The 25,823-nt window shown below is 46.5% G+C and carries 24 protein-coding genes; 14 read left to right on the forward strand and 10 right to left on the reverse strand.

Annotated features, from left to right (window positions below; translation table 11 throughout):
• Positions 1-1,199: 1,199 nt before the first annotated feature.
• Positions 1,200-3,170: a replication initiator protein RctB domain-containing protein gene (locus L1076_RS21540; RefSeq protein ID WP_039973879.1), complete on the forward strand. Its 1,971-nt coding sequence runs from the start codon at positions 1,200-1,202 to the stop codon at positions 3,168-3,170.
• Positions 3,171-3,480: 310 nt separating this feature from the next.
• Here the strand turns inward: L1076_RS21540 and L1076_RS21545 are convergent, their stop codons facing one another.
• The 3 genes from L1076_RS21545 to L1076_RS21555 are packed head-to-tail and all read right to left on the reverse strand — an operon-like array spanning position 3,481 to position 5,731.
• Positions 3,481-3,948: a hypothetical protein gene (locus tag L1076_RS21545; protein WP_054756553.1), complete on the reverse strand. Its 468-nt coding sequence runs from the start codon at positions 3,946-3,948 to the stop codon at positions 3,481-3,483.
• Positions 3,948-4,880 carry an ATP-binding cassette domain-containing protein gene (locus L1076_RS21550; protein ID WP_038869897.1) on the reverse strand — a complete coding sequence of 311 codons (933 nt, stop codon included), beginning with the start codon at positions 4,878-4,880 and terminating at the stop codon, positions 3,948-3,950. Before L1076_RS21550 ends, L1076_RS21545 begins: the two co-directional genes overlap by 1 nt.
• Positions 4,877-5,731 carry an ABC transporter ATP-binding protein gene (locus tag L1076_RS21555; protein WP_104036140.1) on the reverse strand — a complete coding sequence of 285 codons (855 nt, stop codon included), beginning with the start codon at positions 5,729-5,731 and terminating at the stop codon, positions 4,877-4,879. Before L1076_RS21555 ends, L1076_RS21550 begins: the two co-directional genes overlap by 4 nt.
• 361 nt (positions 5,732-6,092) lie before the next feature.
• Here L1076_RS21555 and L1076_RS21560 point away from each other — a divergent pair, with 361 nt between their 5' ends.
• Positions 6,093-6,290 (forward strand): hypothetical protein, encoded by a 198-nt coding sequence (locus L1076_RS21560; RefSeq protein ID WP_038869893.1) that lies wholly within the window; start codon positions 6,093-6,095, stop codon positions 6,288-6,290.
• 167 nt (positions 6,291-6,457) lie between these two features.
• Positions 6,458-7,516: a GTP cyclohydrolase II gene (gene ribA, locus L1076_RS21565; protein ID WP_237304440.1), complete on the forward strand. Its 1,059-nt coding sequence runs from the start codon at positions 6,458-6,460 to the stop codon at positions 7,514-7,516.
• 77 nt (positions 7,517-7,593) lie between these two features.
• Here the strand turns inward: ribA and L1076_RS21570 are convergent, their stop codons facing one another.
• A complete protein-coding gene (locus L1076_RS21570) occupies positions 7,594-8,349 on the reverse strand; it encodes a transporter substrate-binding domain-containing protein (RefSeq protein WP_038869892.1) in 756 nt (251 codons plus the stop codon).
• 68 nt (positions 8,350-8,417) lie between these two features.
• Here L1076_RS21570 and L1076_RS21575 point away from each other — a divergent pair, with 68 nt between their 5' ends.
• The 3 genes from L1076_RS21575 to L1076_RS21585 all read left to right on the forward strand — a co-directional run bounded on the left by L1076_RS21575 (position 8,418) and on the right by L1076_RS21585 (position 11,499).
• The gene (locus L1076_RS21575; protein WP_039973875.1) at positions 8,418-10,346 is read left to right on the forward strand and encodes an ATP-binding protein; all 1,929 of its coding nucleotides are present in this window, start codon (positions 8,418-8,420) and stop codon (positions 10,344-10,346) included.
• Between the two features lie 91 nt (positions 10,347-10,437).
• Positions 10,438-10,647: a DUF3283 family protein gene (locus L1076_RS21580; RefSeq protein ID WP_038869889.1), complete on the forward strand. Its 210-nt coding sequence runs from the start codon at positions 10,438-10,440 to the stop codon at positions 10,645-10,647.
• A gap of 135 nt (positions 10,648-10,782) precedes the next feature.
• Positions 10,783-11,499, forward strand: a complete 717-nt coding sequence (locus tag L1076_RS21585) for a YebC/PmpR family DNA-binding transcriptional regulator (protein WP_038869888.1) — start codon at positions 10,783-10,785, stop codon at positions 11,497-11,499.
• 84 nt (positions 11,500-11,583) lie between these two features.
• On the opposite strand, the gene rodA is transcribed toward L1076_RS21585, so the two are convergent.
• From rodA to L1076_RS21600, 3 genes are all read right to left on the reverse strand, one after another.
• The gene (rodA, locus tag L1076_RS21590) at positions 11,584-12,666 is read right to left on the reverse strand and encodes a rod shape-determining protein RodA (protein WP_045406521.1); all 1,083 of its coding nucleotides are present in this window, start codon (positions 12,664-12,666) and stop codon (positions 11,584-11,586) included.
• Positions 12,667-12,981: 315 nt separating this feature from the next.
• Positions 12,982-13,992, reverse strand: coding sequence for a DUF2955 domain-containing protein (locus L1076_RS21595; RefSeq protein WP_237304441.1), 1,011 nt, complete (start codon positions 13,990-13,992; stop codon positions 12,982-12,984).
• Positions 13,993-14,002: 10 nt separating this feature from the next.
• Positions 14,003-15,052, reverse strand: coding sequence for an HlyD family secretion protein (locus L1076_RS21600; protein ID WP_005443462.1), 1,050 nt, complete (start codon positions 15,050-15,052; stop codon positions 14,003-14,005).
• A gap of 119 nt (positions 15,053-15,171) precedes the next feature.
• Here L1076_RS21600 and L1076_RS21605 point away from each other — a divergent pair, with 119 nt between their 5' ends.
• The 8 genes from L1076_RS21605 to L1076_RS21640 all read left to right on the forward strand — a co-directional run bounded on the left by L1076_RS21605 (position 15,172) and on the right by L1076_RS21640 (position 22,809).
• Positions 15,172-16,092, forward strand: coding sequence for a LysR family transcriptional regulator (locus L1076_RS21605; protein ID WP_237304442.1), 921 nt, complete (start codon positions 15,172-15,174; stop codon positions 16,090-16,092).
• 84 nt (positions 16,093-16,176) lie between these two features.
• On the forward strand, positions 16,177-16,845 hold the full coding sequence (locus L1076_RS21610; RefSeq protein ID WP_039973871.1) for a hypothetical protein: 669 nt from the start codon (positions 16,177-16,179) through the stop codon (positions 16,843-16,845).
• Between the two features lie 9 nt (positions 16,846-16,854).
• Entirely contained in the window at positions 16,855-17,553 is a 699-nt protein-coding gene (locus L1076_RS21615) for an ABC transporter ATP-binding protein (RefSeq protein WP_005374479.1), read from the forward strand.
• Entirely contained in the window at positions 17,541-18,809 is a 1,269-nt protein-coding gene (locus L1076_RS21620; RefSeq protein WP_237304443.1) for an ABC transporter permease, read from the forward strand. The genes L1076_RS21615 and L1076_RS21620 overlap by 13 nt, the downstream gene beginning before the upstream one ends.
• Positions 18,802-19,587: an outer membrane lipoprotein-sorting protein gene (locus L1076_RS21625; protein ID WP_005448874.1), complete on the forward strand. Its 786-nt coding sequence runs from the start codon at positions 18,802-18,804 to the stop codon at positions 19,585-19,587. The genes L1076_RS21620 and L1076_RS21625 overlap by 8 nt, the downstream gene beginning before the upstream one ends.
• A gap of 45 nt (positions 19,588-19,632) precedes the next feature.
• Complete coding sequence (locus L1076_RS21630) at positions 19,633-20,979, forward strand: hypothetical protein (RefSeq protein WP_237304444.1); 1,347 nt, start codon at positions 19,633-19,635, stop codon at positions 20,977-20,979.
• Positions 20,980-22,002: a sensor histidine kinase gene (locus L1076_RS21635; protein WP_237304445.1), complete on the forward strand. Its 1,023-nt coding sequence runs from the start codon at positions 20,980-20,982 to the stop codon at positions 22,000-22,002.
• 15 nt (positions 22,003-22,017) lie between these two features.
• Positions 22,018-22,809, forward strand: coding sequence for a LytTR family DNA-binding domain-containing protein (locus L1076_RS21640; protein ID WP_237304446.1), 792 nt, complete (start codon positions 22,018-22,020; stop codon positions 22,807-22,809).
• Between the two features lie 139 nt (positions 22,810-22,948).
• Here L1076_RS21640 and L1076_RS21645 read toward each other — a convergent pair whose 3' ends face one another.
• The 3 genes from L1076_RS21645 to L1076_RS21655 all read right to left on the reverse strand — a co-directional run bounded on the left by L1076_RS21645 (position 22,949) and on the right by L1076_RS21655 (position 25,787).
• Positions 22,949-23,443 carry a peptidylprolyl isomerase gene (locus L1076_RS21645; RefSeq protein ID WP_237304447.1) on the reverse strand — a complete coding sequence of 165 codons (495 nt, stop codon included), beginning with the start codon at positions 23,441-23,443 and terminating at the stop codon, positions 22,949-22,951.
• A gap of 120 nt (positions 23,444-23,563) precedes the next feature.
• Complete coding sequence (locus tag L1076_RS21650; RefSeq protein WP_237304448.1) at positions 23,564-25,225, reverse strand: methyl-accepting chemotaxis protein; 1,662 nt, start codon at positions 25,223-25,225, stop codon at positions 23,564-23,566.
• Between the two features lie 175 nt (positions 25,226-25,400).
• Entirely contained in the window at positions 25,401-25,787 is a 387-nt protein-coding gene (locus L1076_RS21655; protein WP_237304449.1) for a DUF393 domain-containing protein, read from the reverse strand.
• Between the last annotated feature and the right edge of the window lie 36 nt (positions 25,788-25,823).

Genomic DNA, 25,823 nt, shown 5'->3' on the forward strand with positions numbered 1-25,823 from the left:
TAGCATTCTAAAACAACAAAAAGGTGAACAAACATTTTGAATAACCATCACATAAAAAAACACTCATAAACGCCACTTTTATGATTCTCCCATGAAAACATCACAAAATTTAATCAAATACTTGCCAATAAAGAGATTCAAACTCGACGAAATTAAAAATGTTACATCGTCACGTATTTACAATGTAAATCTAGCATTTATCTCGGAACGATTATAAAACAGCCCTAAATTACGGGCACTGTGAGATCAATCAGGTATTGGAGTGTTTATGTGGCTTTAAGTCAAAAGAGTTCTTCCCAACTAACCCTTGATCATGCGTCCAGTGCTATTTTTTGTAGGGAATGAGGTTTCTATTGGAAGAATGATCAAGGACTGTACATGATCATTCTTCCGAGGTAAGCATCAAAACTGAAAGCATGATCAAGGAAACCATGCTTCTATTTACATATCGGGCTAATTTTTCAATCAGATCAATTTATCGGAAAAATGATCAAGAACGTTTTTAACACGGAAGCATGTATTTTTCCCTCTAATTTACGGAAGAATGTAGATAGACTGGGGGATAGAGAGAAAACCAGAGCGTAAAAGCCGGAACGATGAATTAAAGCATCATGTAAAATGTAGACAAGACAATCATGATCATGCTTCCGTTGATTTCATCTTAAGCCCTGTTAAGTAGCGAGATTCAACCAAAATGGTGGAGTTTTCATCAATTGAATAATTTCCGCGCGATATTGAGAGCAGAACGATGAAAATCTTCTCTCTTGATCATCGATCCGACGTTAATATGAAGACAAGTAAGCAATAACACACGATGAGTTTTCCAAGTGAAGCCCTAGCTTCTGTGGATAAGTTGTATAAACATCATGATCATCGTTTCAGCCCTATTTTGATCATCTTTTCATAAACTTAATGATCATGCTTACGGAGAGTTGTGATCATGCTTTCCGACTTTCGATGATCATACTTTCGATAGTTACATGATCATAGTTCCGAAACGGTGATTGAAAATATCTAAATTAAACAGCAACTTACGACGCTAAAAATGTCCAGATCATTAGATCATATAATCAATTAAGATCAGATTAATCAAAAAGATCAGTTATTTAAAAACAAAGATTTTTTCTTTATTTATGATCTGTTTTTCTTTATTCTTCGGAACCATAGCGAAACTACGGCTAGTGTGATCTGGATCTAAAATGACGGCTGATGAAAAAATTCTGATTAAAGCGCCAAGAAGCCATAAGGATGGGCACCTTTTTGAGGTACACGAATCTTCTGCAGATTGGGTAGAACAATACCAACATTTCAAAGGGGTAACCAAAAGCATCTTAGAGCTGCTTAATCTTATTTCACTGCGTGGATTCAGCAGCAAAGATGGATTAGTTTCAACAACAGAAATTGTTGGTGCTACCGACGGTCAACTTACGCGTGCTGCATTACAGCAACGTTTACGAGCAGCGGTGAATATTGGTTTATTTACGCAAACACCAGTCCGTTTTGAAGAAGGCCTTGCTGGTAAAACCATGCTGCATAAGTTCGTAAACCCGAACCAATTAATTTCGGCATTGGGAGCCACCAGCCTGGTGACAGAAAAGGTTCGTCAAAGCGAGAAGCAAAAGCGTTCCAAAGCGTTAGCACAAACACAAGTGAACAAACGCTTGCTCAATGAGCACGGTCTTAACACACCTCCAATGATGAAAGATGAAGCGGATCAATTCATCGTATCACCGACCAATTGGGCAGGGATCATTGACCAAGCCCTCGCACCACCTCGTACTCGTAAGAGTTATCAGAAATCGATGGTATCGATCTCTGGCACCAAAGCCGTGATTGAAACGCGATCTTCTAAAAACATCATGACCGTTGATGATCTGATGACCTTGTTTGCGTTGTTTACGCTTACAGTTCAATACCATGATCATCACAAAGATCAGTACCACATGGATGCAGCGCATGTCCCTAACAAGACGCCGTTGTACATTACCGATATTCTGTCGTTGCGTGGCAAAAAAGACAGTGGGCCTGCTCGAGATTCTATTCGTGACAGTATTGATCGCATTGAATTTACCGATTTCCAGTTGCATGAACTGACTGGCCGTTGGCTGAGTGAGAACATGCCTGAAGGGTTTAAGAGTGATCGTTTCCGGTTTATCGCTCGAACCATTACTGCCTCGGAAGAAGCGCCTACAGAAGGTCTGGATGGTGAGATTCGAATCAAACCTAATCTTTATATCTTGGTTTGGGAGCCTTCGTTCTACGAAGAATTGCTCACTCGTGATTACTTCTTCCTATTCCCGCCAGAAATTCTGAAGCAGCATACGCTGGTATTCCAGATGTACTCATTCTTCCGTAGTCGCCTAGTACGTAAGCATACTGATTGCATGCTGTTGAGCGAGTTAAACCAGAAATTGGCACGTAATATCGAATGGCGCCGATTCTCAATGGATTTGATCCGCGAGTTGAAGCGTTTGTCAGACGGCAAGGGGACGGAAGATCTTTTTGTCGTCAATCTTTGGGGCTATCACCTAACGATCGAAACGATGATCGAGAACGGTAAGGTGATGGATTACCAAATCGACATCAAATGTGATGTCGAAGAGGTCTTGCGTTACTCACGAGCACGTACAACCAACGCTGGTAAGCGCAATATGGCGCCTACACTGCCAAATCCACTTCGCAATGAGATGGTGACAAGGCAGCAGCTAGACGAGCTCTCAGGCATCATAGACGGCGAATTTGAGCCTATTCAGCGTAAAGCACCGTCCCCTCGTGGCAATTTAGGCCGTCGAGTGAAGCAGAAAAAGCACTTGGTTGAGATCAATGCTGACGAGATCACCATTACTCTATCCAAATATACCTCTCCAGAGGCTCTAGAACGCAGTGTAACGGCTTTGTCAGCCATGACAGGGCATTCGTATGCCTCAATCAAAGAAGAGTGTTCTGACTTCATTGAGAAGCTTGATTTCTTGAGAGTAGGGGATGCTCCTCTGCCATACGAGACACTGAGTAAGACGGTGGAGCTGTTCAACAGCCAAAATAATATAAAGCATTTGACCATTGAACGTTTGATTGCGGGCTTGGCCGTTCGTCGGAAGGTATGTCGTCAGATTTTTGATGGGCACATGGACGAGATGGTATTCAGAGCACTTGATGAAATGGCCATTTAACATGTGTTGTGTCGATGCTTTTTAAGTAATAAGCATGACCAATTGATTCAGAATGTAACAATGAATTGCACTGATGGAAATCAGACTTAACTCTTACAAATCACTGACATTGATGATCGAATGGCGGACTAAGATTTATCCCGAATAGACAACCTTTTGTCCTTTCTGATGATTAATAGATTGGCTCATATTGTTACATTCATTCTGAATAGACTTCGCGAGTTTCTCCTCAAGAAACTCGCTTTTTTTTATCTAAAATTCCGCTCAAAACCTAATTTATAGTCATCAACACCTTGATCATTCTTCCGAATTAATGACGTAAGCCTTGATCATGCGTCCTTGATTCATTCCAATTCAACGATCGCATCAACGCTACATGCGACTCTATCAAGCAATTCGCTTGTTGTTGCCATTCGCTTTGATCTTGTTGCTGATTGCAAAATTCCAACGCTAATACCGTTAAATGTTGTAAGCGTTTTAAGCTCCAATCTTTAATCAGAATGTCTGTCATTGGTTGACATGCTGCTTGTTCGAGCTTGGCACTCGTGTATTGCAAGGTCTGATAGGCTTTTTGATGGTTTTGATACCTGGCATATTGAAATACTCTTAAGCAGCCATCGAGCCAACAAGCGATCGCTTTGCTCTGCTCGTCAGTCAATTCAGGACCAAACACTGATTCCGGTGCCTGATACAGGATCGCTTCCAATCTTTCAACTTGATCATGCTTCCGGTTTTCGTACCAATCCGAAATAAGATCTTGCCAAGTATTCAAGTCCATTAAGCTGCCTTAGTCCATTGTTTTACAAAGTGGTTTGGTCCAATTTGATCAAAGTCTTCTACCACAATACTGCTGCGGTTTCGGATCTCATCTGCATTTACTGAATAGTTTGGTTCACTTTCCACGAGATTGCCAAATGGCAGATCAGGATCTGGTACCGCAGAGATCAATAACTTAGTGTATGGATGCTGCGGATTTTTCAAGATCGCTTGCGTGTCACCCCACTCAACAATCTGGCCCTTATACATCACGGCGGTTTCTTCGGCGATGTAATGAGCGGTTGCCAGATCGTGGGTGATGTACAAGAAACCGATGCCCAAGTCTTGTTTCATTCGCTGCATCAGGTTTAACACGCCCAGACGAATTGAAACGTCCAACATTGATGTTGGTTCATCGGCAAGAATGATTTGGGAGCCTACTGCCAATGCGCGCGCCAAGTTAACGCGCTGACGTTGTCCACCACTCAGTTCATGTGGGAACTTATTTAATGTTTCTTCTGGTAGCTCCACTAGATCCAAGAGTTCGAGTAGTTTGCCCGGGATCTCTTTATCGTTTTTAACTTGCTTATGAATCTTAAGTGGGCGAGTCAGGTGATGACGAATCGTGTGGGTTGGGTTCAAAGAGCCAAATGGGTCCTGGAACACCATTTGTACCTTGCTGCGATAGTCCTGAATTTCTGCGCGAGCGGTAATATCGTTGATGTTTTTTCCATTAAAAAGGATTTCACCATCGCTGGCCGGATACACCTTGGTAATTAATCGCGCACAGGTGCTTTTACCGCAACCTGATTCGCCAACCAGCGCGAGAGTTTTGCCTGCATAAAGGTCAAAGCTCACGCCTTGAAGCGCACGGAAGGTTTCTTCTTTCGCGAAACCACCACCGACTTTAAATTCTTTGATCACGTTTTTCATTTGGATGATTGGTTCGCTCATGATAACGCTCCTTCAGTGGCTGACTCTTTATGCACGTCGTGGATATTCGGGAATGAAGCCCATAGTTTTTGAGTGTAAGAATGCTGAGGGTTATTGCGAATTTCGTATGAACTGTTTACTTCGACAATCTTACCGTGACGCATGATGGCTATGCGATCGCACAACTGGCTCATGAGTGCCAAATCGTGAGTGATAAACAGCACAGAGAAACCGAACTCATCACGCAGTTGATAGATTTGCTGTAAGATTTCACGCTGTACTACGACATCAAGCGCTGTGGTTGGCTCATCCATGATGATCATCTTTGGGTTGAGAGAAAGGGCGATGGCAATCACCAAACGTTGGCGCATGCCCCCGGAGAACTGGTGTGGGTACTCGCCAAGTCGATCGCAGGGAATGTTGACCAAGTCGAGCAACTTTTCTGCGCGGTCCTTGGCTTGTTCATTGGTCATGCCTTTGTGATGGCGCAGTACGTCGGCAAATTGCTCCTGAATGGTTAATACTGGATTGAGGGAGTTCATGGCACTTTGGAACACCATCGCAATCTCGCTCCAACGCAGTGTGTTTAACTCACTGTCGGATAGACTCAGAATATCTTTGCCTTCAAATAGAATTTGGCCTCCTGAGATAAACGCTGGCGGCTTGTGTAAACGGTTGATAGAGAAAGCAATGGTACTTTTACCACAGCCAGACTCTCCAGCGAGGCCAAATATCTCGCCTTTGCCAATATCGAAGCTTACCGATTTCACTGCGTTAAAGTCGCCGTGATCGGTGATGTAGTCCACACATAAGTCTCTGATCTGGATGACCGGATCAGAGTGGTATGCCTGAATCAGGTTTATGTCACTCATAAAAACACCTTACCAATACAAAAGATAATTATTATCATTATCAGGTGTGCGAGTTTTACGAAAGACAGAACCGTCTAATAAGTGAAGTGACTCGAAAGTTGAGTGTAATAAAAAGAATTTTTTCGGTTATAGAAGTGTGAAGAATCACGGGAAAAATGAGAGCTGGATCAGCTCACTTTTCGTAGGGGGAATTCTTCAAATTTAATCGCTAAAACTGTGGTTTGCAAAAACTAAATGATGAATCTATTAACGAGTTGATGAAAGGTCGGGAGGGGTCACATTTCCCCACTGTTTTTCTTACCTCTGCATTGGGGGTTTGCTATAGATTACCCATCGAAAACATGGTGTGTTCGGAGGAAATATGTCCATTAATTCTATCGACCATGAAGAGATGAGCAACATCGCTCACAAATGGGAACTCCCAGAAGAAGAATCCGTTGTGAGACCTGAGAAAATCGTGAAGTCAGCAGAAGCAAGACGACGCATTGAAGCACTTCGTGAAATCCGTGAAAGCGGTTTGAGCATCGAAGAAGCAAGGGAACTTGGCTTGATTCACTAATTCTCGCACTACGGTAATACCAATCATGGGGTAGTCATAAGACTGCCCTTTTCATTTTTTGTTTTACAACCAATTGTTTGACTTTCTCCTACAGCGTTACTAAAGATTATATCAATAGCAATATGCTTTTTGTTGACTATTAAAACAGCAACGTCAGGAGTACGATTATGGTTGATCAGATCCTTTTCTATGAGCCCGATGAATCTCACGGCTTTCTTTCTAATTTCTGTCATGCCCCGATTCAAGTCTCAGCTCAATCTTGGCCCACCAGCGAACACTACTACCAAGCCCAAAAGTTCAACGACCTCAAACTGCAAAGTAAAATCCAATCAGCGAAGACGCCTGATGAAGCTTTCGCCCTCAGTCGTCAATATCAACACTTCGTGCGTGAAGACTGGGAGGACGACAAACTCTCTGTGATGGCGTTTGTTGTGCGTGAGAAGTTTTTGCAAAACCCTCAGCTTGCCCAACAGCTGATGCAGACAGGAAACGCCTGTCTTACCGAACATTCGCACAAAGATGCCTTCTGGGGCGATGGCGGTGATGGCTCTGGTGAAAACCATTTAGGGGAGATTCTGATGAACGTACGTGCTGAACTAAAACATGTAGAGCCATATAGTCTGGTTCGCTTTGTCGATAAAGCCAAACTGCCAACTCAATGGGGCACGTTTATCATGCATGGTTTTATCGAGAACGCGACAGGAAAAGAACATCTCGCCTTGGTGTATGGCGACCCTGCAAACACTAAAGCGCCGCTGATTCGCCTGCATTCAGAATGCTTAACTGGTGATGCGCTGTTCAGTACGCGTTGTGATTGCGGCTTCCAGCTTAACCGTGCATTGCAAAACATTGTCGAAGAAGGCTGCGGTGTGCTGCTTTATCTGCGCCAAGAGGGTAGGGGGATTGGCTTAATCAACAAGATTCGTGCGTATCACTTGCAAGACGAAGGCGCAGACACGGTCGAAGCAAATGAGCGTCTTGGCTTTGCCGCAGATATGCGTGACTACGCGTTTTGCAAAGGGATGCTGGAGCATCTTGGAATCGATGAAGTACGTTTGATGACCAACAACCCACGTAAGCTTGCAGCGCTGACGAAGGTGAACATCAACGTGATAGAAAGAGTGCCACTGCAAGAGGGCAATAACCCAAACAACCAACACTACTTACAAACCAAAGCCAATAAGCTCGGCCACATGTTCGATCCCAAATTTGTCGAACAAGATTAATCACAGAGAAGATATAAAAATGAAACCGCCAGCTTCGATAAGCTGGCGGCTTTTCATTGTTGGTTAGATATGAGCGGTTAGATGTATTTTTTGATGATGTTGTCGATTTGACCCGAACTTTTGAGCTCTGCTAGGCGCTTATTGATGAAGCTCTGTACTTCCGGCTTCATGTTCGGAGAGAAGGCTAGATAGATAGAGTAATCTGGGATCACATTACTAAAAGATTGGATCTGGAAATCGCTCATCGGAAGCTCTAAACGTTTGATGTTGTATACCACCCGCGATTCCATTTCAACAAATGCGGTATCGCCAGGGGTTCTTTGCAGAACTCGATACGCTGCATCGTAATCTTTGACGCGCATTTCATTCACGGTGCCGTTATCAAAAAACGGGCTGAGGTTTGGGTAATCAAAGCCGAGTAGAAGTACGATTGAGCGGCCTTGCATGTGCTCCATATCGCTGAATTTAAATGGTGCTTTACTGCTGGAAACCAATACATGTTTTACAGTGTAAATAGGTTGCTCTGACAAATTTTCTGATTGTACCTTGCCCCAATTTGGGCTGCCGTAAGTCACCCAATTCTCTTCTCCGCCCGCTTCCAAAACGGAGATCATGCGTTTAAACGGATAAGTATGGTATTTCACTTCATAATTGGACTCGGCAAAAATTTCACTGACGATATCCGTCACAATTCCGGAATGCTGTTCACCCTGTTGTTCTATTTGAAATGGTCTGGCTTGTTCAGAAATCACGTAGTAGTTCACTTCACTTGCCATACTGTGCGTGCTTAGGGCTATGAAACTAAAGCCCAATGTCCGTAAGAGTCCTTTCATCCTAACCTCGATTATTGTCGTGACCAGACTATATTTATAGTAGCGCAAGATTAAGGGAGTGATTTCATATGGAAAAAAAAGAGCGAACTCAACGTCGGTTTAGCATCGGCAACCAGCTTATGTTGGCGATTTTTGCGTTGAGTTTTATCTTTACCGTGATTATCTCTTCTTTGAGTTTGTATCGTGATTTCAATGATGACCTTGCTCGTTTAGATATGGAGTTGAAGCAGGTTGAAACCAGCTACTTGTCTGGTTTTTCTGCCAGCTTATGGGTGGAAGATCGAGAGCTATTATTGACACAGGCTGAAGGGGCGATGCGTTTACCTTCGGTCGACTATTTACTCATTGCTACGCCGGATGAAGTGATCGTGGAATTAGGATCGCCATTAGGATCCGACAGTATCAAGCGCCAGTGGCCATTACAGTATGACATGGGCGTCAAAACTTATGATCTTGCAGAGGTTACGGTGCAATCGGATCTGAGTCCGATCTACCAAGGATTATGGCAAACTTTCTTTTTCCTTGTGATCGCCGAGGCGATCAAGATCTTCTTGCTCATTCTTGGGGTGCTTTGGGTTACCTTTCGTTTGATGGTGAAACCATTGCAATTACTCTCTGGAGCGGTGAGCGATTTCAGTGGCGGGCATGTGCCAAGCAAATTGCAACTGCCTCAGCGTTGGTTCTTTGATGAAGTAGGGTTACTAGAACACAAATATAATCGAAGCGTTGAACGAGTTCGTGAACACCAAAGTGAAATTGAAGACGCACGTGAAAAAGCCGAAGTGGCCAATCGCAAGAAGAGTGAATTCCTTGCCACAATGAGTCACGAAATACGTACGCCGATGAACGGTATCATTGGAGTTGCATCATTACTCGGTGATACTAAGTTAGATGATCAGCAGCACGAATATGTCGACATCATCAACAGTTCATCCGGCTCACTAATGGTGATCATCGATGATATTCTTGATTTCTCCAAGATTGAAGCGGGTAAGATCGAACTCGAAGCGGCGACCTACAATCTGCTGCAGTTGCTTAATGAAGTAGGCAGCTTGCACACAGTAAAAGCACAGCAAAAGCATTTACAGTTAGTGTGCGATATTGATCCGCAATTGCCGTCTGAGGTGGAAGGGGATGTTGGCCGACTGAAGCAAGTCTTGAGTAACTTACTCAGCAACGCCGTGAAATTTACAGAACGAGGCCACGTGAAACTAATGGTTTCCCTTGTGAGCAAAGAAGATAAGCTCGCACAAGTGCACTTTCGAGTTGTGGACTCTGGGATCGGTATCGCCAAAGAAAACCAGCAAGCGGTGTTTGAGAAGTTTCAGCAAGCAGATGGCAGCACCACACGTAAATATGGCGGCACTGGATTAGGATTAGCCATTTGTGCGAAGTTAGTTGAAGTGATGGGAGGGCAAATTCGTCTCACGAGTGAGCCCGGACTTGGTAGTTGTTTTGAGTTCACCATCCCTTTGATTGTCGTCAGTGATAAGCCTATCTCTCCGAGCACGCCCAACATTCCCAATATTCTCGATTTTCCGAACGGAGAAAGTAAAACGCAGAGCGTGCCTTTCTCCCCAAGAGATGAAAGTAAACCTTGGATACTAGTGGTCGAAGATACGGCTGTGAATCAGAAAGTTGTACGCATCATGTTGGAAAAATTGGGTATGCAAGTCAGTGTGGCTGAGCACGGTGAAGAAGCGTTAGAACTATGCGAAGCAAACCATTTTGATCTCATTCTCATGGACTGTCAGATGCCCGTCATGGATGGCTTTATTGCCACAGAAAATATTAGACAGATGAGCGAATGGGGCAAACAAGTGCCAATCATTGCTTTGAGTGCGAATGTCATCAAAGAAGACCAAAAACGTTGTTTTGATGTCGGAATGAATGAATTCGTCTCTAAGCCTGTGACGAAGGAGCGGTTGCAGCAAATTTTTGAGCAGCACTTACCACAAGAGCTGCAAACTCGGGATAAACCTAAAGAAGCAACTTGAAATTGATCAAGATAAGCGCGTTTCTATTCTTAAATGGTAATTCTGTATGTTATAGTGCGCGGCTAGTATTTAAAGTACCTTGAGGCTGTGAATGTCGTTCAATCTATCCTTGTTGCCGCCTGACGAGAAAAATAAAATCGAACTTGATAAACAAGCGTCGTTTTTAGTTTGGAAACTCAAAGAGGCCAAATCTGGTCCTGAGGCGATAGAAGAACAATTGTCTAAGATTAACGACGCTGGCGAAAAAGTGTTTTTTCAACAGGCAGTCGATAAGTACAAACGAGTAATGGGTGTCGCGTAAAGCGAATCGTGGCGGTAAATGAAATTACTGCGGCGGAAGAGGTGACCTCCCCATTCCTTTGCAGGGCGAAATGGAAAAAGTTTCGCTTTTTGCTAAAATCCTTCGCATTAAATTTGAATTTAGAGAGACATCCCGATGGGAAGAAGTTTTGAAGTGCGCAAAGCCTCTATGGCGAAAACTGCAGGCGCAAAAATTAAAGTTTATTCCAAATACGGTAAAGAAATTTACATGTGCGCTAAAAACGGTGGCGGTGATCCAGACATGAACTTGTCTCTGAAGCACCTGATCAGTAAAGCGAAAAGAGACCAAGTACCTGCACACGTTATCGATAAAGCGATCGATAAAGCGAACGGCGGTGGCGGTGAAGATTACGCACCAGCACGTTACGAAGGTTTTGGCCCTGGCGGCACAAGTGTGATTGTTGACTGTCTAACAGACAACGGTAACCGTACTTTCCAAGACGTTCGCCAATGTTTCGTTAAAACAGGCGCGAAGATCGGTGTTGAAGGTTCAGTTTCTCACATGTTCGATCACCAAGCAGTATTCCAGTTCAAAGGCGAAGATGATGAAGTCATTCTTGAAACGCTAATGATGGACGACGTTGATGTTACTGACGTTGAACTAGAAGACGGCGTGATCACTGTATTTGCTCCTCATACAGAGTTCTTCAAAACGAAAACTGCACTTAACGCAGCATTCCCAGATCTCGTGATCGACGTTGAAGAAATCACATTCGTTCCGCAAACTCACACGCCAGTCGCGGGTGAAGATGCAGAGAAATTCCAGAAGTTCCTAGACCTTCTAGATGACTGTGACGACGTTCAACAGGTATACCACAACGGCGAACTATAATTCGGTTCTCCAGTTGTAAAAAAGGCTTCCCAGAGGGAAGCCTTTTTTGATCGTGTTGTTTGTCTTTTCTATTGTGACTAGCGTTTAGGAGTTTCGGTACTTGGAATAACACAGCGACATGATCACGCCAAAACAGATGCCTTGAGTCAGCATCGCCGTACCACCGTAGCTAAAGAACGGCAGTGGACTGCCCATTACTGGTAACAAGCCACTTACCATGCCGGTGTTGATGAAGGCATAGAGGAAGAAGCTCATCGCCAATGCGCCACTCACTAAGCGACTGAAGAAATGCTCAGATTGGCACGCCAGCAGCATCACACGTGCCGTAATGAACAAATACAGCGCTAACAACACCACACAACCAATAAAGCCCCATTCTTCTGCGTAGGTCGAGAAGATGAAGTCAGTATGGCTTTCAGGGATAAAGCCTAGTGTACCTTGAGTGGCATTCATCCAGCCTTTACCTTTCATGCCGCCAGAACCAATCGCAATCAATGATTGGATGATTTGGTAGCCTGAACCCAATGGATCCGATTCAGGGTGCAAGAACTGCGTTACACGGCTTTTTTGATACGCTTCCATCACAAAGAACCAAAGTATTGGTGCCAGCGTTAGAATACTCACCAAAAAGCCGCCAATTATCTTCCAGCTCATGCCAGCAAAGAACAGTACAAACAACGCGTAGATCACCGTGAAGATAGCACCGTCCAAGTCTGGTTGTAAGGCAATCAAGCCCGCAGGCACAAAGGTGATCAGCAAACAGAAAGCAATTTTGCGAATGTCTGGTCGGCCACCTTCTAGATGCAGCATCCACGCGATCATAATGGGGATGGAGAGCTTGATCAGCTCAGAGGGTTGAAAGCGGAAGAAGCCAATATCAAGCCAGCGCTGTGAGCCATTGGTGCTATCACCAAACAGGGCAACGGCAGCCAAGAGCGAAACCGCAACCAGATACAAATAAGGCGCTGAACGTTGATAACTGGACGCAGGAATCGACGACATGACCAAAATACACACCAGCGTCAAACCGCATCGAGCGAGGTGCTTAAATAGCATAGCTTCATTAAATCCACTGGCACTCCAGAGAGTGAGTGAACTCAATAGCATGATCGGAATGATCGCCATCAGCAATGGCAAATCAATCCTAGGGAAGAAACGCTTGTTCATCTTCTACAACCTAAAAACGCCCCAACGCGGGGCGAAAACAACCAGAACTCTGCGAGCTCAAACTATTCCGATGCTAAGAATCCAATTTGGAAATAACAGACACCACGCAAAGGTGTGCAAGAGAGGAGTGTGCGACGCCGCCTGTTATGGGTAAGCTGACTTGGAAAGTCGTGGGAAGGATAAATACACCAGGCTGAGGTTTTGCGCCACATTTTTTATAAGATTGAAATGGAAATTGGTACAGACAGCGCAATGAAATGAGCAAAATTGGAAGGGAATCGCCTTAAGTATTGGGTACTTAAGGCGATGGCACGCTTAGGCTTGAGCTTTTTCTGGTTTGTGCGTGAAATGGTACAACGCCCACAGCACAAACAAAGTCACGGTAAGCTCCCAAGCTCGGAGGAAGGTGCTCTCCAAGCCCAGTTCATTGCTGGTCATGTACAGCTGAATCGGCAACATGGTCGCTAATAACGCGTCGGCATGGACGTCTTTGGCTGGGCCTTTCGCTTTTGCCATTGATGCGGTGATCATAAAGGCAAGCAGACCCAATACGATGGTGTAGTAACCGAACGTGGATTGATGCCCAGCCATCAGTAAGGTGAACACTACAGCCAATGCACAGCCGCCCACCTGAGTTTGAAAACGGCGGTCAACCACGTCGATAAAGCTTTTGTGTGTGGTTTGTGTGGCTGCGGCAATCACTGGCACCAAACAAAACGTTGCCGAGATGATGTCGACAATCATCAAGAACGCCACACCAAGACCAATCAATGCGAGTGAAATCGCTCGGTTCTCAAACGTAACAGGTTCTTCTTCAAATGCTGGTGGCTTGCCGCCACGTTCAACAGGGAACAGAGTCACCATGGCTTTTGCGACGACCATGGTAATCAGCATCGATAGCAGGATTTCATGAATGCGCATTGGCATGTCCATGGTGGTGTGCTGAGCAAACACCACAATCAGAATCCAGTTGAAGGTTGGCATTAGCATCTGACCTTTCTTCGGCGGTGTGGTCGCTCTGCGGCGCATAAAGTCGAAGAAGAACAAGCTAATGGTCCACACCACAAACGGATGTTGTGAAAACACTTCAGTTACCACCAATGCTGTACTTGCTGCTAATAACGTAGGTAGCAAGGTGCGAAGCAGGCCAAGCCAAGAATAGTCTTTGTTCTTGGTCATGATGATGGTTGGGTACAGCGCCAGATAAACCGGAGAATCAAGATTCAGCAGTTTGCCCAGCACCATACAAATCGTCACAGTAAGGGCAACGCGCAGTGCTTCATTGCGCTCAGAACGACTTTGAAACAGGTTTTCGAAGGTCCACATGGTTCACCCCCTAGTAGATGTAGCGGAACATCGCCACCAAGTGAATCCAAGCCGAGCCAATGACGTCCATAACAGGATTGCCGCTTTCAACGATCACACTCGCTCGTGAACCAGAAATCATTGAAGGATCCAATTCGTTAACTGTAATGCGAGTACGCACTTTCTGTTGCTCACGGATCCAACGAGTATCATTGGTCACGCTAGAAAGCTGTCCATTAGCATTGTTGGTATCGTAAATCGCACGCTCTTGGCTGCTGACTTCACCAGTAAATACTTTGCCCGGTAGGGCATCGAAGGACACCAACACTTCGCGACCATTAGTTAGCTTATCAATGCCTTTTTCGTTGAAGTCTGCACTGATCCACGCATGAGCTTCGTCCACCAGCATCAAAGACGCTGTGCCTTGTGTGATGTAGCTGCCTGATTGCAGTTGCAAGTTCGTTACCACACCTTCAGTTTGCGCCACGATTTGGGTGTGGCTTAAATCCAGCTCTGCACTGGCAAGTTTTGCTTCTGCTAGTTCAATAGCCGCTGTGCGGTCTTGAGTAGAAAGCTCTGCCTCAATGCGTTTTACTTCCGCGTTCGCCGCTTCCACCGCGCTGCTGGCGACTTGTGTATTGGTGATCGCGTCATCAAGCTCTTGCTCGGTTGCCAGCCCTTTATTGCGTAGTTTCTGGTTACGCGTCAGTTTTTGCTTCGCGTTGTGGTATTCGAATTCGCGTTGACTTTGGGTTTGTTTCGCTGCTGCCAATTGTTGCCATTTCGCGGAATCTGATTCACGTGCTTGGCGCAGTTCGGCTTTCGCTTGTGCCACTTTCAATTGGTAGCTGCTGGCATCGATAGCAAACAGTGGCTGACCTTTTTCAACCAATTCGCCGTTATTCACCATCACATCTGTGATCACGCCAGATACCTCCGGCGCAATGGTTGCGACATTGCGATGCAGTGTCGCTTGGGTGGTGAAAGGGGAAACATTATCTGAGGTGACTAAAAAAGCGGAGAACAAAGCTGCCGCTGAAAAAACAGTGTATATCGCGTATTTATAAAAATTTTCTTTCACGTCTGTACCTAGTATTCATTCGTTATTAAGCGCCGCGTTCACGGCATATTCGGGTCTCTTTTCTACGTGGGCTAGGTTATACTCATCTAAAATTGGAAAAAATAGCCAATGGAAGAAGTATGAATTCCATATTTGGAAACGTTGATGATCTGTACCTGTTTTGCTCAGTGGTTGAGCAAGGTTCTCTGCTCGCGGCAGCGAAAAAGCTCGAACTGCCGGTCTCTACTATGTCTCGTCGTTTATCGGCGCTGGAAGCACGTCTAGGATTGAGATTGCTGGAGAAGAAAGGCCGTGAGTTGGTGGCAACCGAGACAGGCTTACAGGCGTTTGATCAGCTCAGCAGTGCGATGGCGCAGATTGAATCCGGCATCTTGCAGCTCAACCAGCAAAGCCAACAAGTCGAAGGGCGAATTCGATTGGTGATGCCAAGTCGCTTCTACAATGACTTGGTCGACAAGGTGGTGGAGGATTACATCAAAACCTACCCAAAAGTGACCATTGATCTGCTGCTTAGCCAAGTGAATTCGATTCCAGAAACCGATCGCGATCTGGTGGTGACATTCGAATTGGACGGGTTAGACGACATGATCGCTCGCCCGTTGTTTAAAGCGGAGCATGCCTTTTTTGTTAGCCCTGAGTACTTAGTGCAAGCGGGCGGTAGCATTGAAAGCTTAGAGGATTTAGCTAAGCAAGATTGGGTCGCCAGTACGCACACCACGCAAGTGCCTATCTACCAACAAGACAAGTTGGTAGACATGCTCAACTGCAAGCCGCGCTTAGTGGTCAATGATATAACCGCAGTGATCAAAGCAGTGGAAAACGGCTTGGGGATCGCTTCGATTCCGATTCGTCATGTGAAACCTGAGCTGAATCTGGTGCAGGTCGCGCAGTCCTACAGCCGTGGGGATCGTCAAGCCTATTTGGTTTATCGTCAGCGCAACTACCAGCCTAAGGCGCTCAGCTTAATGATTGAGGCGATATTGCAGGCTGCCGAAACGCAAAACCATTCATCCTTTCTCAATACCATTCACTCCGCATAACTGCCATTGGTCGCATGCAAAAGCAGCGTGCGATCTTCTCCCTTAATCTGAAACCATCAAATCACGTTCAACTAAGGACAGTACATGATGGTTTCTCAATCTCGCTCAATCAAAGCTCTTAAACTGGCAAGTATGTTTATCGCCGCATTTGCACTCAGCAGCAATCTGGCTCTGGCTAACCCAAGCGAGCGCACACTCAGTCAATTCAACCAAGCGGCGCAGGGTGACTCTGGCTTAGTTGATACCGTTTACGGCGAATTATCTAAACAACTCGAAGAGCAGGGCGCAACGCCAGTGACCTTGGTGTATTTAGGCAGTGCTGAGACGTTGCAAGGTCGTGAAGCGTTTATGCCTTGGAACAAGATGAAGTTCACCGAGCGCGGTCTTGCCACAATCCAAAAAGGTTTGGATTTAATGGCGAATCAGCCAGTACCACTGCAAGAGCAGCAACGCTTACAAGGTTTGCCGGAATACCAGCTAGCTACCGCCATGGCAGCCACTACGTTTACCTCTCTGCCAGACATGTTCAATCACTTTGAGCGTGGCTACGAGCTGTACCTTTCTCTGCTCGATGAACCGAGTTTTAGCCAACAACCTTTCGCGGCTACTTCGTGGATTTACCGTTATGCCATTGAAGCGGCACTGCGCGCTGAAGATGTTCAACAAGCCAAAACATGGTTAGCGCAAATGGAACAATTGGGCGACAGCAATCTAGAAACGCAAACCGCGAAAGCGTTGCTAGCGAAATATTAGGGAGGCGCCATGATCGTATTTAATCAACTTAGCCGTGATTACGCCCTTGGTAGCCAAACGGTACGTGCATTGCGAGACGTATCTGGTGAAGTGTTTGCCGGCGAAATGGTGGCGCTGTGCGGACCGTCGGGCTCAGGCAAAAGCACCTTACTTAACGTGCTTGGCATGCTGGATACTCAATACCAAGGTCAGGTGACATTTGCAGGCAGCCCATACCCAACCGGACAAATGCAGGCTGCGAAAATGCGTCGTGAAAAGCTTGGCTTTGTGTTCCAAAAATTCAATCTTGTGCCTGTGATGACAGCGTTAGAGAACGTGGCGTATCCGCTGCATCTCAACGGCTTTTCAAAAGCAGAGCAAACCGAGCTCGCCACACAAATGCTAGAACACGTTGGTTTGGGCGAGTTTATTCATCACATGCCCGATAACCTATCAGGCGGTCAGCAGCAGCGAGTGGCAATTGCGCGCGCTTTAGTGCACAAACCGGCGTTGGTGATTGCTGATGAGCCAACCGCAAGTCTTGATAGCCAAACTGCCAACAAGGTCATCGATATTATGAAAGGGCTCGGACACGAGCTTGGTACTACTTTTATCGTCGCCACTCACGACCCTCGCATGGCATCCCGTTGTGACCGCACCATTGAGTTGGTGGACGGCAAGATTACCCAAACGCACGCAAGTGTGGAGGAGGTTTCATGGGCAAGCTAATTCCAGTTTCCGTTCGCCTTGCTTGGTTGAACCTGCAACGCAATCGCCGCCGCAGTTTGTTGTCGATGCTGATCATCGCCATTGCCGTGTTTGCGTTAACCAGTGCGGGTGGTTTTGGTCTGTATACCTACGACAGTTTGAAAGAATCGACAGCGCGTGACACGGGGCATCTGACGTTAACCACACCGGGTTACTTCGCCAAAGAAGAAGAGATGCCACTGAGTAACGGTTTAACTCACGCCGACGATATCACCAAGCAATTGATAGGCATAAACGAAGTGCGAGGCGTGCAGCCACGAGTTGAGTTCAGCGGTTTGATTTCCAACGGTAACAAATCATCGATCTTTATCGGCATTGGCGTGAACGAACGCGAATTCGATATGAAAGGGCCGTTTTTGGATGTGCGTGAAGGGCAGACGCTGTCCAACATTCATGCATCGCGTTATGACCCTGCAGAGCCAGAAGTGATGCTCGGCGTTGATTTGGCGAACAACCTAAGCGTGCACGTTGGCGATTGGATTACCTTGCTGGCGACCACTACCGACGGTGCATTGAACGCGTATGACTTCAAAGTTCGTGGCATCTATTCAACAGGCGTACCAGAGCTTGATAAACGCCAGTTGTACGTGCACATCAACAGCGCGCAATCGTTGTTGGGCTCAGACAAAGTCAGCGCGTTATCGGTCTTCCTGTTCGACACCAGTTTAACGAGCCAAGTCGAGCAACAAGTGGCTTCGGTTCTGAGTAAGCAAAAACAGAACTTTGGTGACCAAGATATTGAGATTACGCCTTGGCAAGAACGTGCGTTCTTCTATCTCAAAGTGAAAGATTTGTACGACCGCATCTTCGGCATCATGGGCGCAGTAATGGCGTTGGTGGTCTTTGTCGCGCTGTTCAACACCATGACCATGTCGGTCACCGAGCGTACACGTGAAATAGGCACCTTGTCGGCACTTGGGAGCTACCCTCGCGAAATCATTGCTGGGTTCTTGCGCGAAGCAGGGTTACTCGCGGTGATTGGCAGTTTAATCGGCGCTTTGTTTACGGCACTAGTCACCATTTTACTGATGGTCGTGGATGTGCAAATGCCGCCACCGCCAGGACGCACAGAAGGTTACCCATTGACGATTTACTTCTCTTGGGAGCTGGTAGCTGTCGCAGGATTCGCAGTATTGATGATTTGTTTGGTTGCGGCGTTTTTCTCGGCACGCAAAGGGGTGAACAAGCCAATTACGGAGGCACTGATTTATGTTTAATTTCAAATCACTATTACCAATTGCACTGCTGACGGTAAGCGGCGTTGCAAGCATGAATGTCAGTGCAAATGAAACAGCGCTAGATGCACAGCAAGTTGCGCAATTGATTGAAAAAGCCGACAGCTACCGCTTGCAAGATGATTCCTCCAAAGTGGTGTCACTGGTGCGCTTATATCAAGACCAAGAGTTAGATAAAACCCGCCTTTACCATGTGTACACGCGTCCAAATCGTGAATCGTTGGTGGTGTTCAAATCGGCAGTCGAAGCTGGGCAAAAGATGCTGATGATGGGCGACAACTACTGGCTGCAAATGCCAAAGAGCCGCCGTCCGATTCGCATTACGCCGATGCAGAAGCTTCTTGGTGAAGCGTCTATCGGCGACATCTCAACCCTGACTTGGAGCCAAGATTATCAAGGTGAATGGAGAGCGACAGAAACTGTTTCGGTGAACGGAGAAAGTGTCGCGGCTTATCACCTTGCGTTAACCGCGAAAACCAAAGGGGCGAGCTATCAGAAGATCGACTTGTGGTTGTCTGAGCAAGATGCGTTTCCAATCAAAGCTGATCTTTACTTGCGCTCGGGCAAACTCGCCAAGCAAGCGCAATACGGACGTGCAAGCGACAACGGTGAAGACTACGTCAGTGAGATGACCTTGCTTGATAGCATTCAGCCGAGCAAAAAAACCGTTATCGAGTACCAAGAAATCGTGCCTTGGCAACTGGATAACAAGTTCTACAACCCAAGCTATCTGCCTAAAGCCAATACGACTCAGCTTTAGTCTGAGCTTCGTAAATAGAACCATGAAAACGAGCAAGGAAGTCACATGAAATCGCGCCAGCCTAACCTTAACAAAAGCACCAGTTTGTTGATTGCTGCCTCATTGTGTGTGGGCGCGTCAGCCCCTGCTTTTGCTAATGACGAACTGAGTTTTGAGTGGGATTGGGTTGTCAGTTACGAAACTGCCAAGCAACGGGATAGCGCATTTATGCAGGCGCAGGGCAGTTCTCGCGATTCACTTAATGCGCTACTGGATGTGCAGGTGAACTATCAAAACTTCAGTGGCTTGTTTGCTCTGTATAGCCAAGGTTTGTACCTCAACCAACAAGGAGAGAGTGACTGGTGGAGTGAAGCTGATAACCAATTGCTGATTCGAGAGCTTGCTTGGCTAGGGGAGTGGCAAGTCGGTGATACCACTCTTGATGTGAGTTTGGGTAAGTTACGCGTGGATTGGGGCGTGGGTTATGGCTACCGACCTTTGGATCTGTTTAAGCCTTATCGACAAAATCCTGTTGGCATAGTCGCAGAAGAGGGCGCGGGTGTGTTTTCACTTTCACACTACGATATGGCCGGCGAATGGACCGTCATTGCGACCGATTCAAGCTGGGGGCAACAAGACCAAAGTGCACTTGATCAAGCCGCAGAGCAACAAGGTGTTGGTATTCGTCGTTATGCGCTGGTGGGTGACACAGAATATCAGCTGATTGGTTATTACGATGATGTTCGTCGAGGTTTGCTCGGAGCCAGTACCATTGCCGTGTGGGATGAATCCATCGCCATGCACGGTTCCATGCTGTGGCAAAAACAAAGTGTCGGCTATCAGTTTCAGCAGGGTGATCTTTACCAACCCGTTTCGGTTGAGGAGCAGGGCAGTGCATTCCAAGCCTTAGTTGGGGTGAATTGGGCAAACCAAGCCGGACATAACGTGATTGCTGAATATTGGTACGACAGCCGAGCATGGTCGAAAAGCGAATGGCAACAAGCAATAGAGCGTGGTGAATTACTCTCTCAGATCCTTGATCCTAACAACTCTTTGTTGGCTAGCAGCGCTCTACTTGCGACAAGCTACGCCCAAGGGTTTCAGCATGCCAATATCGTTCAGCATAACGTAATGCTGCACTGGAGTTGGGATGTGGAAGCGTGGGCTGCATGGAACGGTAAAGCGGATATGGGCTGGTTAAGCGATATAACACCCACATTGGATGTGATGTTGTCGCCGCAAGATGGTGGTGTGATTGTCACGCAGTGGCTTAACTACCAATGGATTGATACTGGCGATCAAAGTGTAGAAGTGGAAGTTGCCGCACGCTTTTTAACCGGAGACGACCAATCTGCTTACGCACAAATCAATGATAAGCATATGATTGTATTTAACATCAAAGGGAAGTTCTAAATGTGTTCAGCAAAATCAGTGGTGAAAAGTGGATGGTCGCGTAGCTTATTAGTGACCACGGCATTTTGTCTCTTTATCGCAGCAATGACGCTTTCTGTTTGGGGTGGCTCATTTTACGTTCATGTTATGGTGAGTTTTGGATTTGGCTATTCGGCTATCTTCTTCTCATGGCTTGTCGACCGCCTGTTTCCTACCATTCCTCGTTTGGCGGAAGTGGCTATCTCGCTGACGGCTTGCTTATTGTTCGGTGTGGTAAACGCCCAGTTTTGGCTCGAAGAATATTTCGGCATCTCAGGTATGCTATCGGTTGGACTCATGGGGTTGTTATTCAGTGCCATGTGCTTTTTCTATTTCTACTCACGCGAGCAACATGCAATCGCTCAACGAGAGTTGGAAGCCATCAAACGCGAGAAAGCAGAGCAAGATCGTGCGCTGTTGCTGAGTCAGCTTAAGCAGATGCAAAGCCAGATTGAGCCGCATTTCTTATTCAATACCTTGGCAAATATCAGTGCGCTCATGTCGCAAGATGTTGATAAAGCTAAGCTGATGCTAGAACAGTTAACCGCGCTGCTGCGTGCAACGCTCAAAAGCTCACGTGAAGAGCAAACTACCATAGACAATGAAACGGCGTTAATTGAGGCTTACTTAGGCATCCAGCAAACCCGTTTAGGTGACCGACTCAGTTACAAGATTGAGGTAGAAGAGGGGCTAGGTAGAAGCGAGTTACCGCCGATGATGCTTCAACCCTTAATCGAAAACGCCATCATCCATGGTATTGAGCCGAAGCGAGAAGGCGGTGAAGTCCGTTTGCTGATTAAGCGCGAACAACAGAACTTGCTGATTGAAGTCAGAGACACAGGTGTTGGCTTAAATCACGTGAGTGGGCACATGGGGTCAGGCGTCGGTTTAAGTAATCTCAAGCAGCGAGTTGAAGCTTTGTTCGCCGGGCAAGGAGAGGTTTCTATCAGTGAGTCTGCTCAGGGTGGCGTATGTGTTCGCCTGAGCTGGCCAATGGAATCGTAATCAAGGAAGAAAGGAATGAATACAGGGTTTACTGCCATTATTGCTGATGATGAACCGCTATTGAGGCGTCATCTTGATAAAAGCCTAGCTGAAGTGTGGCCAGAGCTAGAGGTGATAGCCAAAGTCGCGGATGGTGAACAAGCGTTGCAAGTCATTGAGCAAAACCAACCTGACATTGCGTTTCTTGATATTCGTATGCCAGTTCTGGATGGCATGACACTAGCGCAAAAACTCAATCAACTCGCCAATCCACCTTTGATTGTGTTTGTCACTGCGTACGATGATTACGCCATCAAAGCCTTTGAACAAAATGCCGCCGATTATTTGCTCAAGCCTATCTCGGATGAGCGCCTGCTGACGACGTGTGAAAGAGTGAAAGCACGCCTTGCTAAGCGAGAGCAAGAAAGCAGTAATGTGCAGATGAGCAGCCTGTTAGAACAGTTACAACAATTATCCGCGCCACAAACGCCGCAATATCTTCAGTGGATCAAAGCGACGCAAGGGGAAGATATTCATCTGATTGCCACGTCTGATGTGTTGTATTTCAAAGCGGAAGAAAAATACGTTTCTGTGTATGCACAACAAGGACAAGGCAAAGTGCAGGAGTATTTGATTCGTACATCGTTGAAAGAGTTGATAGGGCAGCTTAACCCAGAACAGTTCTGGCAAGTGCACCGTTCAAGCGTGGTGCAAGTGTGCAAAATTAACAAAATAAACAAAGACTTTGCTGGAAGGATGTTTGTTCACGTTGGAGAAAACAAGCTCCCTGTGAGCCGTGCATCTCAAAGTTTGTTCAAAGGGATGTAATCGCTAGAACTGCTCACTCTTTACACTGTAAACTCGCTGCTCATTTTTTCAGCAACAAAAACAAAAAGCGCCTAGGTCATAAGACGTTAGGCGCTTTTGTCGTTTTATAGCGACGATTTCTCCGAAGAGGTGAATGGGTTTATTCGCTGACCGTCACTTTCTCAATAATGATTGGATCGCATGGCACATCATCGTGACCAAGCTTAGAGGTCGTTTTTACTTTCGCGATGCGATTTACGACATCCATACCCGCGGTCACTTTACCAAACACTGCGTAGCCCCAGCCTAGGTTGGTGGTTGCGGTGTGGTCTAGGAAATCATTGTCTTCCAAGTTAATGAAGAACTGTGCCGTTGCAGAGTGCGGTGCATCGGTACGTGCCATTGCGATAGTGCCAACAAGGTTCTTTAGACCACGGTTTGCTTCGTTCGCGATCGGTGCGCGCGTTAGCTTTTCTGCCATGTCTTCTGTATGACCGCCACCTTGAATCATAAAGCCATCGATAACGCGGTGGAAAATGGTGCCGTTGTAGAAGCCATCTTCACAGTATTTTTTGAAGTTCTTTGAGCTAACTGGCGCTCGTTCTAGATTCAGTTCAATCTCGATATCACCGAAATTGGTGGTCATAATAATCATCTGGTTTGCCCTTGTGGGTGCTAAGTTGGCGGCATTATAGCTAAGACTTCTGAGGATAGCAGAAATAAAAACAGCGACGTTTGGCGTCGCTGTTTGCATGTTGAGTGCTTGAGGAAAGCTCTAGACCGTAAAGCGACCGACCAAGTCGTACAGCTCGTTAGCTTTGTGGTTGAGGTTGCCACTGCCTGTGCGGTTTTGGTTGGCAAGGTGTGCCGATTGGCTGCTTTGTTGAGAGATGACTTCGATGCGTTGTGAAATCTCTTGCCCAACTTGGCTTTGCTCTTCAGTTGCCGTTGCGATCAGGGTGTTCATGTCCATGATGTTAGCAATTGCGGCTTGGATTTCTTGCAGTGCGGCAGAGGCAGCTCGTGCTTCCTCAACCGTTGCTTCACCACGCGCTTGGCTTGAACCCATGGCTTTCACTGCCGCATCCGAACCAGACTTCAATTGCTCAATCATTTGGTGAATTTCGCCAGTGCTGTCTTGAGTGCGACTCGCCAGTTTACGGACCTCATCGGCAACGACTGCGAAGCCGCGACCTTGTTCGCCTGCACGGGCTGCTTCAATGGCTGCGTTCAGTGCCAATAGGTTGGTTTGCTCGGCAATGTCTTGAATCACTTCTAGCGAAGAAGAAATGTTTTGTACATCGCTCTCTAAACGAGAAATCACCGTGCTGGCTTCCGATACTTCTAGCGCGAGCGCTTCGACGGAGTTCGCTGCGGAATCAACAATGTGTTTCGCTTGCTGTGAATTTTCATCGGCGTCTTTGGCGGATTGCGCCGCTTGGTTAGCGTTGCTGGAAATCTCGTGCGCCGTTGCTGTCATCTCGGTCATTGCCGCAGCGACCTGTTCGGTTTCTTCACGTTGACCTGAAGCCAACTCGTCCACTTGCGATGCTCGCTGTGACATGTCGTTGGTCTCTGAAACCACTTCTTGCCCGACATGGCTAACGCTCTTGATGATGCCTTGCAGGCTTTCAACGAAGATATTGAAGTTACGGCTCAACTGAGTGAACTCCGGCACGCTTGATTCTTCCATCCGCGCGGTTAAGTCTGCATCGCCTTGCGCGAAAGAGTGAATTGAGGTATCAAACTGCTCAATAGGCTTCATGATGCTGCGGTTAACAAACACCGCGAAGACCGCTACGATAGCTGCAATCGAGACACAGAACAGAGCAATTGCCGTCAGTGTGGTGTTGAGGGCCTGATGCGCGGCTTCTTCCATGTTTGCCACAATGGCGTCGATATCGTCAGTGTAGAAACCCGTTCCCAACATCAAATCCCATTCAGGAATAAAGACCGAGTAGCTCAATTTTGGTAGCGCTTCGTTCTGACCGAGTTTCGGGAAATAATAAGTCGTGAACGCACCTGTTTTGGAATTTTTGATCAAATCCTGAATCAGGTAATTGCCTTTCTTGTCCTGCAAGTTATAGAAGTTCTCTCCGATGCCTTTGGTGTTTTTACCCACCACGACACGCACGCCTTTTGAATCGTAACCGAAGATGTAGCCGGATTGGCCAAACTCCAACTGTTTCAAGATAGGCAGTGCTTCTTCAAGCGAGGCATTTTGAGCGAGTAGTGGCTCGACGGCGGAGCGCGCCATTTGGACGTAGTTTTTGAGCTCGGCTTTTTTCATCTCCATCATTTGACTTCGAGTCTGCTCAATCTCGTGTTCGTTGTAGGCTGTGGTTTGTAGATAGGTGAACCACATCATGCCTATTGCCATGGTTAGAATTGGAATTATTGAAAGGATATATAGTCGTTTTCTGATCGTCAGATTCATAGAGACGTCCTTCTCTCGGCGCAGCGTTACAAGTGACAAGCTGAATAAGCTTGCCTGATAAAATTATTAATACTTATTGTTGTAATGCTTAGAGATTAACCGAGTTAATCAATCAGAAGTACAGGAAGTTTATAAATTTAGACTAAGGTCGTAGCATTTTTAAGCAGGATCACAATTAACGTGAACACGAACCGTTATTGCAGCGGGAAGTGCCCGTTAACCAGTAGGAGACGCGGTAGCGGTTTTTGGCAAATTTGAGGTAAAGCCAGTCCGCCACAGATTTGATAATGCGCCAACGCAGCGGTGCATACAACCAACCGCGACCGACCAGTTGCCATGCACGATGAGTCACGTCCAACCCAAGCAGCAGCTCACCCTTATCGTTGAGTGCGTGCAAAATGGTGTTGGCTTGCTCCGGATCGATCTGCGGATAAGCGGCGAACGCCTCGCTGTAGATGTCGACGGTTTTGATGTGCTGCTTGGCATCGCGTTGTTTTAGCGCCTTCATCTCTTTGGCGCACAAGGGACAAGTGCCATCGTAAAATACGGTCAGTTTGGTCATGATTGAGCTCATTATTGGCGGTTCTTATCCCTTTTA

Origin of the sequence: Vibrio sp. MMG023, from assembly GCF_021654215.1 — a bacterium.
GTDB lineage: Bacteria > Pseudomonadota > Gammaproteobacteria > Enterobacterales > Vibrionaceae > Vibrio > Vibrio jasicida.

Bases quoted from the DNA above. Each gene is read 5' to 3' on its own strand.
- L1076_RS21560 (WP_038869893.1), top strand. From the start codon at position 6,093: ATGTCCATTAATTCTATCGACCATGAAGAGATGAGCAACATCGCTCAC.
- L1076_RS21585 (WP_038869888.1), top strand. From the start codon at position 10,783: ATGGGAAGAAGTTTTGAAGTGCGCAAAGCCTCTATGGCGAAAACTGCA.
- L1076_RS21570 (WP_038869892.1), bottom strand. From the start codon at position 8,349: ATGAAAGGACTCTTACGGACATTGGGCTTTAGTTTCATAGCCCTAAGC.
- L1076_RS21555 (WP_104036140.1), bottom strand. From the start codon at position 5,731: ATGAGTGACATAAACCTGATTCAGGCATACCACTCTGATCCGGTCATC.
- L1076_RS21580 (WP_038869889.1), top strand. From the start codon at position 10,438: ATGTCGTTCAATCTATCCTTGTTGCCGCCTGACGAGAAAAATAAAATC.
- L1076_RS21605 (WP_237304442.1), top strand. From the start codon at position 15,172: ATGAATTCCATATTTGGAAACGTTGATGATCTGTACCTGTTTTGCTCA.
- L1076_RS21550 (WP_038869897.1), bottom strand. From the start codon at position 4,880: ATGAGCGAACCAATCATCCAAATGAAAAACGTGATCAAAGAATTTAAA.
- ribA (WP_237304440.1), top strand. From the start codon at position 6,458: ATGGTTGATCAGATCCTTTTCTATGAGCCCGATGAATCTCACGGCTTT.
- L1076_RS21650 (WP_237304448.1), bottom strand. From the start codon at position 25,225: ATGAATCTGACGATCAGAAAACGACTATATATCCTTTCAATAATTCCA.
- L1076_RS21615 (WP_005374479.1), top strand. From the start codon at position 16,855: ATGATCGTATTTAATCAACTTAGCCGTGATTACGCCCTTGGTAGCCAA.
- L1076_RS21610 (WP_039973871.1), top strand. From the start codon at position 16,177: ATGATGGTTTCTCAATCTCGCTCAATCAAAGCTCTTAAACTGGCAAGT.
- rodA (WP_045406521.1), bottom strand. From the start codon at position 12,666: ATGAACAAGCGTTTCTTCCCTAGGATTGATTTGCCATTGCTGATGGCG.
- L1076_RS21625 (WP_005448874.1), top strand. From the start codon at position 18,802: ATGTTTAATTTCAAATCACTATTACCAATTGCACTGCTGACGGTAAGC.
- L1076_RS21645 (WP_237304447.1), bottom strand. From the start codon at position 23,443: ATGATTATTATGACCACCAATTTCGGTGATATCGAGATTGAACTGAAT.
- L1076_RS21575 (WP_039973875.1), top strand. From the start codon at position 8,418: ATGGAAAAAAAAGAGCGAACTCAACGTCGGTTTAGCATCGGCAACCAG.
- L1076_RS21540 (WP_039973879.1), top strand. From the start codon at position 1,200: ATGACGGCTGATGAAAAAATTCTGATTAAAGCGCCAAGAAGCCATAAG.
- L1076_RS21545 (WP_054756553.1), bottom strand. From the start codon at position 3,948: ATGGACTTGAATACTTGGCAAGATCTTATTTCGGATTGGTACGAAAAC.
- L1076_RS21630 (WP_237304444.1), top strand. From the start codon at position 19,633: ATGAAATCGCGCCAGCCTAACCTTAACAAAAGCACCAGTTTGTTGATT.
- L1076_RS21640 (WP_237304446.1), top strand. From the start codon at position 22,018: ATGAATACAGGGTTTACTGCCATTATTGCTGATGATGAACCGCTATTG.
- L1076_RS21635 (WP_237304445.1), top strand. From the start codon at position 20,980: ATGTGTTCAGCAAAATCAGTGGTGAAAAGTGGATGGTCGCGTAGCTTA.
- L1076_RS21595 (WP_237304441.1), bottom strand. From the start codon at position 13,992: ATGTGGACCTTCGAAAACCTGTTTCAAAGTCGTTCTGAGCGCAATGAA.
- L1076_RS21655 (WP_237304449.1), bottom strand. From the start codon at position 25,787: ATGACCAAACTGACCGTATTTTACGATGGCACTTGTCCCTTGTGCGCC.
- L1076_RS21620 (WP_237304443.1), top strand. From the start codon at position 17,541: ATGGGCAAGCTAATTCCAGTTTCCGTTCGCCTTGCTTGGTTGAACCTG.